Annotated in this window: 11 protein-coding genes and 3 pseudogenes; 3 read left to right on the top strand and 11 right to left on the bottom strand. The window is 30.0% G+C overall.

What is annotated here, in order from left to right:
* Nucleotides 1–664 precede the first annotated feature (664 nt).
* Together CN601_RS28215 and CN601_RS28210 are read right to left on the bottom strand one after the other, a co-directional pair.
* Nucleotides 665–955, bottom strand: a pseudogene (locus CN601_RS28215) (IS3 family transposase); the annotation flags it as partial.
* Nucleotides 928–1,296, bottom strand: a complete 369-nt coding sequence (locus tag CN601_RS28210) for a helix-turn-helix domain-containing protein (protein WP_373605045.1) — start codon at nucleotides 1,294–1,296, stop codon at nucleotides 928–930. The pseudogene CN601_RS28215 and the gene CN601_RS28210, both read right to left, overlap by 28 nt.
* Before the next feature lie 471 nt (nucleotides 1,297–1,767).
* Between CN601_RS28210 and CN601_RS22500 the strand changes: the two genes are divergently transcribed.
* Nucleotides 1,768–2,949 (top strand): Ger(x)C family spore germination protein, encoded by a 1,182-nt coding sequence (locus CN601_RS22500; protein ID WP_098120690.1) that lies wholly within the window; start codon nucleotides 1,768–1,770, stop codon nucleotides 2,947–2,949.
* A gap of 585 nt (nucleotides 2,950–3,534) precedes the next feature.
* On the opposite strand, the pseudogene CN601_RS22495 reads toward CN601_RS22500, so the two are convergent.
* Nucleotides 3,535–4,116: pseudogene (locus CN601_RS22495) on the bottom strand (spore germination protein); the annotation flags it as partial.
* On the opposite strand from CN601_RS22495, the gene CN601_RS27100 reads away from it, so the two are divergent.
* The gene (locus tag CN601_RS27100; RefSeq protein ID WP_179865659.1) at nucleotides 4,116–4,271 is read left to right on the top strand and encodes a hypothetical protein; all 156 of its coding nucleotides are present in this window, start codon (nucleotides 4,116–4,118) and stop codon (nucleotides 4,269–4,271) included. The pseudogene CN601_RS22495 and the gene CN601_RS27100 overlap by 1 nt on opposite strands.
* Here the strand turns inward: CN601_RS27100 and CN601_RS22490 are convergent.
* The 3 genes from CN601_RS22490 to CN601_RS22480 form a co-directional block, all read right to left on the bottom strand.
* Nucleotides 4,265–4,942 (bottom strand): spore germination protein, encoded by a 678-nt coding sequence (locus CN601_RS22490; protein ID WP_257131789.1) that lies wholly within the window; start codon nucleotides 4,940–4,942, stop codon nucleotides 4,265–4,267. The genes CN601_RS27100 and CN601_RS22490 overlap by 7 nt on opposite strands.
* 168 nt (nucleotides 4,943–5,110) lie before the next feature.
* Entirely contained in the window at nucleotides 5,111–5,509 is a 399-nt protein-coding gene (locus CN601_RS22485) for a DUF1259 domain-containing protein (protein WP_098121721.1), read from the bottom strand.
* A gap of 294 nt (nucleotides 5,510–5,803) precedes the next feature.
* Complete coding sequence (locus tag CN601_RS22480; protein ID WP_098121720.1) at nucleotides 5,804–6,196, bottom strand: CBO0543 family protein; 393 nt, start codon at nucleotides 6,194–6,196, stop codon at nucleotides 5,804–5,806.
* Between the two features lie 374 nt (nucleotides 6,197–6,570).
* On the opposite strand from CN601_RS22480, the gene CN601_RS22475 reads away from it, so the two are divergent.
* Entirely contained in the window at nucleotides 6,571–7,152 is a 582-nt protein-coding gene (locus CN601_RS22475; RefSeq protein ID WP_098121719.1) for a YitT family protein, read from the top strand.
* 95 nt (nucleotides 7,153–7,247) lie between these two features.
* On the opposite strand, the gene CN601_RS28405 is transcribed toward CN601_RS22475, so the two are convergent.
* The 5 genes and pseudogenes from CN601_RS28405 to CN601_RS22455 all read right to left on the bottom strand — a co-directional run.
* Nucleotides 7,248–7,457, bottom strand: a complete 210-nt coding sequence (locus CN601_RS28405) for a YetF domain-containing protein (RefSeq protein ID WP_483861205.1) — start codon at nucleotides 7,455–7,457, stop codon at nucleotides 7,248–7,250.
* A gap of 37 nt (nucleotides 7,458–7,494) precedes the next feature.
* Nucleotides 7,495–7,914: a DUF421 domain-containing protein gene (locus tag CN601_RS28400; RefSeq protein WP_483861204.1), complete on the bottom strand. Its 420-nt coding sequence runs from the start codon at nucleotides 7,912–7,914 to the stop codon at nucleotides 7,495–7,497.
* Between the two features lie 229 nt (nucleotides 7,915–8,143).
* Nucleotides 8,144–9,307: a Ger(x)C family spore germination protein gene (locus CN601_RS22465; protein ID WP_098121718.1), complete on the bottom strand. Its 1,164-nt coding sequence runs from the start codon at nucleotides 9,305–9,307 to the stop codon at nucleotides 8,144–8,146.
* Nucleotides 9,294–10,397, bottom strand: a complete 1,104-nt coding sequence (locus CN601_RS22460) for a GerAB/ArcD/ProY family transporter (protein WP_098121717.1) — start codon at nucleotides 10,395–10,397, stop codon at nucleotides 9,294–9,296. Before CN601_RS22460 ends, CN601_RS22465 begins: the two co-directional genes overlap by 14 nt.
* Nucleotides 10,394–11,043, bottom strand: a pseudogene (locus CN601_RS22455) (spore germination protein); the annotation flags it as partial. The gene CN601_RS22460 and the pseudogene CN601_RS22455, both read right to left, overlap by 4 nt.
* Between the last annotated feature and the right edge of the window lie 1,779 nt (nucleotides 11,044–12,822).

Raw genomic sequence — 12,822 nt, 5'->3', positions numbered from 1 at the left:
TAGTAATTTTCAGGATAGTTTAAGAATTTCTAGTGATTAACTTTACCACACACGAAATTATTCCCTTGATTCTTCTAAAGTTCTATGAAATAGACCATCACTCCGACATCAATTCATTTCTTTTCCTAAGCAAACTCTAGCACCAAGAGCAAGATTAGTTCGAGTTTAATGGCATTCGTATATAATATATATATTAAGGTGTCTGTAATAGTTTATGGAAAAAACCCCCTTCCTATTTGTTTATATCCCCAAAAATATCTACCATGATGCATACGAACAAACAGAAAAGTGCACGTATATAATTACATAAAAAAATACATAAACAATATCGAAAAGGTACACCTAAACAAATAAAAAGATGTAGCTGAATACCGTATATTGAAATAGATTCTGTTTCTTCATAAGTACTATGAAATGTTCCATCACTTTGAAATAAATTTGTTTCTTTTCCAAAGCAAAATCCAGTTTATAAAACAATATAAATGTGGGAACACGAAGTTTATATGCAGGATTTTATACAAAAAAAGGTTATACTAGATGTACAAGACCACCCCAATGAAACTTGTAGATCAACGATATATAAAAGGCTGTATATCGTGAGAAAAAAAACAAAAAGCCAATCCCTTGCCACATGATCTGACCCAATAAAGTTAGACAAATAGGATTAGGCAGCTTCTAAGACTTGAGTTCGGTATTCAACTGGACTCAAGTCTTTTAATTTCGCCTTCATTCTTTTGTGATTATAGTAATGTATATAATCTGCTAATTCTGTTTCAAAATGCTCCATACTCTCAAATTCTTGTAGGTAAAGTAGTTCAGATTTTAATAAGCCAAAGAAATTCTCCATGACTGCGTTATCTAAACAATGTCCCTTACGGGACATACTTTGGATAATACCGTGTTCTTTTAGTTTATGTTGATAACTGTTCATCTGATAGTGCCACCCTTGATCTGACTCTTTCGATTTAATGGTAGGGCATCAAATCCTCCAGTTCCAAATGCACTTCTCCAGTTTCGTATCATACCAGGTGAAGAAATATTGAAAATCGCAGCTGCTTCGTACGAAGATGTACCCGTTTCGTTCATATAATTAAGTACATTTAGTTTAAACTCCGCAGAATAATTTGTATAGGGTTTGAAAAATGCCTCTAAGCCGTTTTGTTCATAAAGTCTAATCCAACCACTTAAAATAGAAACATTAACTCGAACCTCTTTAGCAATTTTCTTAATACTTTCATTACCTTCTAAGTATCTTAAAATCATGTTTATTTTTTCATCTGATGAAAATTTAGCCATAAAAACACCCCTTAAAAGTTAGTTTGCGCGTCTAACTTTTAAGGGGCACATCAACAAGGGATTGGCTTTTTTTCAACTTCCGTTAAGAAGCTTTATGTAAACTAGATTTGCATACGATATTCATCTGGAAATGTAGTTCAAAATAAAGAATAATTTTATCTTTTTAAGGGGAATATAACTTTAGAGGTGACAAAATGCGCGAGAGTATTTAAATGAAATCAATGAAAAAAGAAAACTAGCTCATTTGGGTTTTGGGATGGGTTGTTTAATAGTTGGAATTCTTTGGATTGTAGGTATAAGGCAATAAAAAGATTGTTCTATAGGATCTTATTATGATTCAACAGAACAATCTTTTTTTATTACCGATAATGAGTAGACTTAACACTTTTAAAAGTTATTCAGTATTAATACATGAAATTAAATTAATTAAGAAATACTAATCAAAAAAATGTAAAGTTGTGGTAGTACTTTATGAGGAAAAAATTTTTCAGTTTAATTGTTTTATTATGTTTATTATTTGGAGGATGTTCAAACTATAAAGAGTTAAATTCTGTGTCCATTGTAGTTGCAATGGGTATAGATTATTTACCAAAAGAAAAGCAGTATTCAGTGGTCTTTCAAATAATTAATCCAAGTGCAATTGCAACACAAACTAGTTCACAAGGTCTTCCAGTGATAGCTTTAGTTGAAAAAGGAAGAACAATTTCAGAGGCTGCTCGGAAATTGTCAAAAAGCAACTCACGTATTAATATTTATTCCCATGTAAGCCTTATAGTTATAGGTGAAACATTAGCAAAAGAAGAATCGGTAGATTTTTTGTTCGATGTATTTGAAAGAGATTCAAAAATACGTGTAAATATCCCAGTTATACTTGCAAGAAAAGCTAGTGTTTATGACATATTAAAAAGTTTACCACCACTTGACAAGATTCCTGCCAAATCACTTACTGGTAAGATAAAAAATACTTCTAGCTTATTAGGAGAAAATCATGAAACTCTAATACGCGAAGTAATTTCTGCAGTATCTAGTAAAGGAAGAGAGCCTACTATTGATGGAGTAACTCTAGTGCAAGAAACACCTGAAGCAGGCACGTTAGCTAATACTGAAACAGTAAAATCAGCGTATGGAGCAATTAATGGATTGGCAGTGTTTAAAAATGGCAAACTTAGTGGATGGCTAGATGGTCCACCTGCAAGAGCTGTTCAATTTGTAGATAATTTAATTAAAGAAACAAATATTCAAATACCATGTGAAAAAGATAAATATGACTCAATGGAATTAACTCGTGTAAAAACGAAAACCATAATTCAAATTAAAAAAGATATTCCACATATTCATGTAAAAGTAAATGCAATTGGTCATATTGATGAAGTATTATGTAATGATGATTTCGATAAAGCTAAAACACTTGATAAATACGCAAAATCAAGTGAAAAAATTGTGAAGTCAATGATTCTTGATGGGTTATTACAAACACAAAAAATAGGTGGAGATATTTTCGGTTTTGGTGAAAAATTACATCTTGCAAATCCAAAAGATTTCAAGAAATATGAAAAAGATTGGAATAAAATATTTCAAAAAGCAAACTTCAAAGTCACTGTCGATGTACAAATTAACGACGTTGGAATGAGAAAGAAAGCATACCCTTATTGAGCTTTACTTATCATTTATCAATATATATATCCCCTGAAGCAGATTGTTCGTGGATTAAGTAGAGAAAAGAAATCACAATAGATTGTATAATTAAATACTTCTTTTCAAAATAGTCGAGTAGAAAGAAGTCTTTTTACCTTACGGTAAATCGAACTCCACCCCCTCCCAGTCTCCCGAGTTGCCGTATCAATCAATGTGTTACGTGCCAAGGTCTCTGACTCCGGAGAGGCTTACCTTTCTTGCCATAATGAAAGGTAAAATGTTGCCCAAAATAGGATTATTTTCAATATAATTGCATATTAAAGAAATCATCAGCTTTAATATTTGAATCAACAGTCCACAATGCTTCCATAATCTTCTGTTTTTTGATGGTTAGACTTACTTCATTTCTGTATCCGAGAGCTAATTACAGCAAAAAAAGCCTGTAATAGTATAGTAGATATAGGTGACCAAACAAATCATATTAATAAAGCGTTATATTAACCTTCACTGAAGATTAAAATATAATAAAAAGAAGCACCTATTTATATTAAGCTATGGTGTTTCTTTTTTTCTTGTTTTACCTATTTATTCACCATTACTTTGTTATTTAACAGGATTAGGATTTCCTCCTGGAGGCAGAACTAAAATAGTATCTCTTTGGCTTTTGAACCGAAATGTAGCAAAAGGAGCAAAGTATGGTTCACTAAACGAACGAAGACTGCATAAATGGATAAAGATTATCATGCTCACAAATGAAACGCCTAACAAGCCAACATATGCTCCAGCCAATAATATCGCATATCGAAAAATTCTCGCCACAATCGACATTTTGTAGTATGGTATAGCGAAGCTAGCTATTGCAGTAACAGCAACAATAATGATCATGGAATTTGATATAAAACCAGCTTGAATGGCTGCTTGTCCAAATATTAAAGCACCGACTATTGAAAGTGTTTGTCCAATTAATCTTGGCATTCGAACACCAGCTTCTCGTAATAACTCAAATACTATTTCCATTACTATTACTTCTACAATTACAGGTAATGGCACTCCTTCACGCTGTGCAGCAAAATTTACTAATAAAACCGTAGGAATAACTCCCTGATGAAATGAAGTAACTGCAACATAAATTCCTGGTACAAACATAGCTTTTAAAAAGCAAAAATATCGAAGTACTCTTATAAATGTCGATACATATGTACTTTGATAATAATCTTCAGGAGATTGAAAAAATTGGTAAAAAAGGTGCTGGTACTATCATTACAAATGGACTTCCAGCAATAAGAATAATTATTCGACTTGTAATAAATTACCAACAGCAGCATCAGGTCGTTCAGTAAATATTGAAGTTGGGGAAAAAAGTTAGTTGATCATTATGGATATATTTCTCTATGTAACTTGAATCAATAACAGCATCAATTTTAATTGAATTAATTCTTTTCTTTACTTCTTTTAAGAGTACCTGATCTACAACACCATGTATATACATAATTTCTACATCAGTCCTCGTAACTTCACCTACTTTAAATGTTTCTAAACGAAGGGCAGTATGCTGAACTCGATTACGAATTAGGGACGTGTTTGTCCTAAAACTCTCAGTAAAACTGTCTTTTGGACCTCTTATAATGGTTTGTGTCGAAGGCTCAGTTATCTCTCTCGATTGAACCATTTTTGTACAAGCAACTAAAAAATTGCAGTCTTGAATCAATAATATAATAGTATCTCCTAGTAGGAGGGCTGTAAGAAGGTTGGTATAACTAGATAATGATTTCAAGCTTGAAACTGAAATTATACCTTTTAATCCATTTTCCAAATCCAATAACGAAATTTTAGCATTCAAACGCAACTTATTTAAATTTAAGCAAATAATTTTCTCAAAAGTACCATCATTTATAACTTCTTCATTAGATATTCCGTCAATATGAATAATTGCGTAAGACTGATCCGTATCTCTTCCAATCGTTTCCTGTCTGATTATAAGATCAAAACTATCACCTAAATCTGATTTGATTCGTTTAATATTTTCATTTATATCTTTACTTAAGGTCCGGGTCAGATCACTTTGAAATGGNNACCATCCTCCATTTTTGAATTTAGAAATAAATTTTCCTAAAGGAGGAAAATTTATGTAAAAGTTAATAAAAGGGCTTTTAGAGTACTTAAAAGCCCTTTTATTTGACTAACGGACAAGATGATTAAAAGCAATTCTTACTTTCCTTGCAAATTCTAAAGGGTTTTCAACTGACATAAAATGAGCATACATAATATTGGGTTTAATAAACAGCCAATGATTATGCAACGCACTAACTAAAATCCCTTGATCTTGTAATGATTTAGTAAATGGATAAACTTCCTCATCAATTAAAGCAAATTCTCCTAGATTGAGGGAATATCCTTTTTCATCTAAACTTTGAAAAGAGATTGAAGCACCGATTGTATGAGCTGATTTTGTAAGTTTTCCTAATATTGATACATTGATATTCCTATGAAATGTAACAGAACAAGTGCCATTTTCTAAATGATGTTTGCCACCAGCGATTTCCCCAAACTTACTACATATTTCGTTTATATCCATCATTTTAAACCTCCTTTGAATTAATTGGATTCTCAAAGAACCCATTAAAACAAAAAAGTTCATTAATTTGCATAATTTATTCAGAAAAAATCAATTTATTAATACCTTTTGAAGGAACGAGCCATTTGCAGATTTTACTAGGTTATGCTAATAGCGCTAGGGTTTGAATAAAATCATATTATAGTTCGTTCATAATATTTATATTAATTTTTTCTTCTAAAAGAACTACAAATCCTTTTAGACTATATGTGCTTGAAAGTTCAGCATAATGCTTATTTTTATTGATCTTATAACAACTTAAAAAACAATACCGGAGGAAGTCCAATAAATAGTCCAACCATTCCTATATATAACTTGTCCCTCTTTTAATGCCCAGAACTCAATTAGTGTTGTTACAGTAGAAAATATTAAAATTGCTGAAAAAACATTAAGTTTCTTATAATAAATACTGCTAATAAATACACATCCTAATATTGGGTAGAGTCCTAAATCAAATGGAATAGCAGACAATGATAACTCATTATATGAAAACTTTAACTTCCAAAAATAATTGAATCCCCATGTATTTATTAAAAATGCAGTTGCTATGCTGGTTGGCAAAAATAGAATCATAATTTTAGTTATCTTTTTCAAAAGAATTACGCCTATTAGCCAAGGTAAAATAAACCCAAAAATTATATATAATAACAATATTATCACCTTGATAATCTTATTTTTTTATACAAAAAGCCTATCAAGCTGGACATACCCATCCATCAGTGACAGGCTCCTCCTACTTTGAGAGTAATAATATTTCTATTCAAGTAAACCTAAGTTCAAATTTATTTTGAAATAATTACATAGTCTTTCTTACAGTTAGAATAATATTTTCCAATTGTAATTAAATTTATGTACAGAAAAAAGAGAGAATTAAAGGTGTTTTCTATTTAATTACTACAAGTTCTAAGAAAATTAGTTAGTGCTACCATACCTTAAAAAGTGCTCAGCAAGCTTAAACATTAAAAATGGATAAGTATAAATAACTTGTTTAATTCATAGAAATGTAAAAAAAGAAGGTGAAAATCATGAAACATAAAATCGTAAAAATTTTAATAGGAAGTTTACTGATTGGAATTGGAATTAATGCTTTTATTGTCCCCCTCCATTTATTAAATGGTGGAATTCTAGGGATAAGCCTAATAGTAAATTACATATGGGGAATTAAATTAGGTGTTATCGTTTTTGGTTTAAATATACCTATCTATTTATTTACTTTTTTCAAAAATCGCTTATACTTTATCAACAGCGTGATTGGCTTAATTTTCACCTCAGTAATGATTGACTTGTTTATTCCACTTGAAAACGCTGTTCGTTTACCTATCATATTTAGTGCTTTCCTAGGTGGACTGATTATTGGATCTGGTATTGGACTAATGTTGCGAGAAGATACATGTCCAGGGGGGATTGATCTTATTGCTTTCTTTATTTCTAAAACATTCTCTATAAATTTTGGAATTGTTATCTTAATTATTGATACTGCGATTATTACTGGTGGAATATTCTTTTTAAATGATATTAGAATTCTTTTTTCTATATTTACAGTAATTGGAGTTTCCATCACAACAAGTATTTGGACTACAATTAGATCAATATCTATAACGTATTAAAAGTTAATGAAAGTTTATAATGGATTCTAACTTTATGTGTGAAAAATTCAATTTGAATACATTTGTACATAACAAAATTTCCAACCGCAATTGGATTATTCCTTTAATAGATTATCTTTTAAATTAACATATAATGACCCATCGTACAGTATTTCTGCGTAGAATACTTCCTCAATTTTACTTATACCTTTCTGCTTTAACTTCTTAATAACCCATTCTTCAGTTTTATTCAATTCTTTTAAATTTTTATAAACAATCTTACCATCAGAAATTATTTCAGAAGGTAAATAATTTGTTTTTTTCATTAAGGCTTTTACATCAAGCTTAGTGGCTGGTTGTTGATCAACTTTTTTTAGGATACTTATCTAACACCGCATATGAAACCTCATTCATTGAAAATACTCCTTGCTTTCTGAGCATCATACTTATATCATCAATATTTAATCGAAGCTTACGTAAAGCGTTTTCTAATATCTTTCCTTCTTTAATTACTATTGATGGTTCATCATCAGTTAATATTCTAACTTTTGAAGATCGTATTCCTAAATAGCCCACTATAATAGTCAGTAAAGACCACCAAACCATGGAAATTAACCCATTAAAAAAAGGAGTTTCTGTTTCACCTGCGATATCAGCAGCAATAGAGCCAATAGTTATCCTTGTAATATAGTTAAAAAATGTTAATTGACTCAATTGTTTTTTCCAAAGAATTGGGGCTAATACTAACAAAACTAAAAAACTAAAAGTTGTTCGTAAAATCATTACCCGAAAATCTACTTTATAAAATTATCAATATTCATAAACTCACCTTTTCTTATTAGAAATAAAATAAGTTTAAAACTTTTATAGTTTTGGTAATAAATACCCGATTATACTCAAGAGGTTTCATTTTTTAGACAATCCTTTTTCAAATATTAAATATCAACATTTTACTTTAACAGAGACTAAAAAAATAAAGCTTAAATCTTTTTTTAGGATTCAAGCTTTATTTTTATTTGTTTTTTTTCTTTCCAATCATACCATAATCTCTAATTGTAATTTTTACATCATATTTTATTTTTGCCTTACTAAATAATTCGTCCCAGTTATTTTTCAGTTTATTCCATTTTTTAGGTTCTTGTATTCTAACTGCGTTTCCAAATCCTGCAACATCTGTTTTGAATTCATTTTGGAGCCTTTTAGTAACGTTTTCCATCATAACTTTTACTACTTTCGCAGTGTTTTTTTCAACTCTTGTAACATTTTTTTCATTGAATAATGGTCTTAATTTAGGATTCCAATATTCTGCTATTCTACCTTCCGACTCAATCTTTACATCAAATGAAACCTTGTCACCTTTTATATGTGGTGTAATTTTACTTTTTATTGATTCGATTTGGTACCATATCGGTCCATCAGATTTTTTTATATATCCTTTTACAGCTCCGCCTTTACCTTGAGCAGTAATCCAGTTGATCCCTTCTACTTCTCCTGTATCTATAGTGCCAATCATTTTATTTTTTTTACCGTTGAAAATTGCCCCACCAGAAAATTTAGCACCTTTATCAGTAGCCTCTATTAATTGAAGTAGAAAGCTCGAACCAGAGTTCATTAAGCCCCCCATTTTTATTAATGGAGTTTTACTGACAATCTCAGAAGTTAACGATCCATTTGCAATTTCAGCCAGTCGCATTGCTGGTAAAGTATTAGCCTCTTTCGTTTCTAGTGCTTGACTTGCTATGCCCTTCGCTATAAAAATTAAAGTGCTACCTCTTATATCGATATCTCGAAAATACAGATCAGTCAGTTCACGCAATTTTTCAGTTCTAGCAAGTTCTTCACTTATGACAACAGTTTTTTGATGTGAACCAAAGATGTATCCTTCTCTACTTAATGTTGTTTCCCACCCAGAAGGTTCTAAGGATATTCCTTCACCGACTACATTAATATATGGTTTTGAAGGATTAACTCCACCAGAATTTGTCGTCATTGCCTCAGGAACAGCATACTGAAGAGTTGATTTAATTTTACCATCTACATCGCGATCTAATGCAGAGCCTACTATGATGTTTAAATCTTCAATTGTCCTACTGCTCCAGCATCCTGATACTAAAAGTAAAAAGATAATATTAAAAACTGCACAAATATAAGTTCGTTTAAATCTACATTTTCGCATTTAATTTTTTCCTCACTGTCGAAATCACGAGAAGGAGAAGAGGGACAATACCAAATAAATAAAATGCAGTATTACCAATCGCGTCAGCCATTAGTAAAGTTTCATTTATATCTTTTGGAATCATTGCAATAATGTAAATAAATGGTAGCGTTCCAAAAAGAAAAGAATTCATACTTTTTTTGTTAAAAACTTGAGCCATTCCAAGTGAACAAATATAGAATGCGATAATAAATGTAGCAAAAATTTGCATAATCCAAATAACTAAAAGTAAGGAATCAAATCTTTCTACAATAAGACCTTGTATATCGTAGCTTCGAATATAAGTTAGTACTGGCCAAGTTTGTAATAATACACCATCTATAGAAAATGCACCAATTACTGCAACAACAGTAATCGTATAAAAAACAAAAGGAATTCCAATGCCAAAAATAATTATTTTTGAGACTTTATTTTTATCTTTTATAAACATAAAAATAAATAAAATTGCTTCAAATCCTGAAAAAGAAAGAGATGTTGTTTTGAGTCCATTTAGGACAGGCTTAACCCCATTACCTAGAACTGGACGTAGGTTATCTAAATCAATAATTCCTATTCCTAAAAAGATAACTAATAGAAAAAATAATACTGTAATTGGAAAAATGATTTCTAACATTCTTGCAATCGAATTGATTCCACCTAGTACTAAATATAAACCAATCCATAGGAAAGGAATTAAAATTGCCCATGGAGGTGTATCTTGAAGTAAAAACAATCTTGTTGTTTCTGCCATTGCACGAACTTCGAAAGCTGAAAGGGCTATATAATATAGAATAATGATTAAACCGAGTGCGATCCCTAACCATTTCCCAATTATTTTTTGAATAAATTGATAGTACGTTTCATTAGGATATTGTTTACATAACTTTGCTAGAAAAAATACTAATAACATAATTAACAAACCTGAAATGGTAACTGAAATCCAACCGTCTGGTGTTTTAACTTTATCTGTAATTGTTCTTGGTAATATTAAGATACCTGCACCTAAAATTAAATTTACCATAAGCATTACGGATTGAGCGGTAGAGACTTGATCAATAGGCTTAGAATTCATTTTGAAGTCTTTCCTCCTTTCTGATGGTATTTCATACGTCGCATTTTTTTCGCTTGTATACTCTTAGGTCGATTTTTCATCATAAATAGTGGAGCCCTTATAATAAAGTCCTTCCAGTCACTAAATCTTTTTGGGACTGAAGGGCTTAAATATGGCACACCAAAGCTTTTAAGTTTTACTACGTGGCTACAAAGTAATAAGAAAAATAAAACTACTCCATATAAGCCATATACACTCTCGCAAAAGTCATTGATATAAAGCGAAGCATTCGAAGAGCAATTCCTACATTATATTGTGGAAGTGTGAATGAAGAAATTGCCGTTACTGCAACAACTATAACCATGTTTGTACTAACAATTCCTTCCTCAACAGCTGCTTCTCCAATAATTAATTCTCCAACAATTCCTACTGATTGTCCGATTGGTTTTGGTAATCGAAGACCGGCTTCTCTTAACACCTCGATCGAAATTCCCATTATTAGTACTTCAATTAACGATGGAAAAGGAACGCCACCTCTTGTTACTGCTATATGAAATACTAGCTTTGTATAGATTAACCCTTGATGAAATGAGATAAAATCAATATACAAAGATGGAGCAAACAAGGAAATAAAACATGCTAAATAACGTTTTATACGCAGACTTGTTTTATTCATAAACAATTAGTAATTGTAGTAAAAATGACTCAAAACTCATTAATATTAAATCAAATATCGTTACTTTCTTATCTACCCCATATCATTTACTTTATGCATTGAAAATATGTAAAACTTACAGAAAATAAGTAAATACACGTATTAATTACCCTAAAATCTGATTCAAACTATCGAAATTCTTCTATTATTTATGCCTTAATCTTAACGAAATTAAGTAGACTCTTTTTACTACATGCGACCCGTAATTTTGTTCTTACCGCATTCGTTAATTGCGAAATAAAATAGAATGCTAATTACTTAATCTTATTTAAAAGTTAGTTGATATAAGTAAAATGCAACCTTTTCCAATATTGTTCCAATTCGGTAAAGCTAAATATCAATTCCAATCAAACACACTAAATGAAGTATTTATATATATAGAATCTTCATAAAAAGTACCCCTTACTTTCTTGATCTACTTTTAATCATTTATTCTATTTTTATTCAGAAACCCCTACTTCTTATTTAACTGTTCTGCCATCTAACAAAAAAAGGAAGATCCTAAGATCACCCTCTTTTTGTTGTACAACTAATGCAATGCGTTAGTTGTACAACGTTTTATTATTTTTACATGCATAAAGAAATTTTTATCCAATAAAAAGTACATCCCTATCTCATATTGCTTGTTTAATGCTTTACTTTTTATGTACTATTTTTTTGTTATTTTAACGTTGTCCCATTCACTTTACGAACAAATTTATCTTGTTTTAAGACAATTGTCTTATCCCACGAACTATTTCCTTGATTTAAACTAAATACCAAAATTACGAAGTAATAACAAATCCTTCCAATAAGGTAATGGAAGGCTATTTGGCATGCGCATTTTTAGTATATCATGTGCTAAAAAAATGTTTATTGAAAAATATTGACATAGTATTAGCTGGTTTAGTTTAAGTGCAACTCTTCACAAATTCAAAGCCAACGAAAACATAAATAACCAATTTTGTTTGAAATCCTTCTTTCATTAAATTGCCTTTAGTCGGAACAAATTTATATAAAACATCATGTCTTTATTTCAAATGCACTAAACTCTTATAAACCATACTGATTAGTGACAGGGTAAGCAATTCTAAAGTTTTAAAACTACTTACATCGATAATATTGTTACTAATATCATTATCATATACTTATATTTATTTTTTATTGTATACATTGATATATATGTCAAAATATCATTAATGCCATAAATGTAGATTGTGTTTTGATGTAATTTCAAATAATCAAGTATGATTTACTGATGAATACACATATTTAATGCACTAATTTTTTGCTAATTCCTATATAGAATAACCACCCTAACAATAGTAAGAATTATCAATTAAAGGTATATATAGTTCTGTACATTTTTTGATAAAACCTTCATTTTAATAAGAATTAACATTCAAACTAGTGGAATAACATTAAAATGTTATTAAATAAAAGAAGTATAATCTATATGTTAAATTCGAATTTATGATATATGTTTTAATATACATATAATTTAATATCAACATTAAATATAAAGTAAATATATTAACTATCATTATCATATACAATGTCATATATAACAATTTTAATAGTGATGTTGTTGTTAATTAATCAATATACGTCATTATCAACGCTACAGATTAAACGTCATACATGATTGTTATATATGTTGTCATATATAACAATCACATGTATTTCATATATAACAACATCAATAGTGATGTTGTTATTAAATATTCAATATATTGTTTTTTGCAAGCAGTA

This window comes from Bacillus sp. AFS017336 (assembly GCF_002555445.1).
Classification (GTDB): Bacteria; Bacillota; Bacilli; order Bacillales; family Bacillaceae_G; genus Gottfriedia.
Note: the sequence above shows the minus strand (reverse complement) of the source record. Positions and strands in the feature narration are given on the sequence as shown.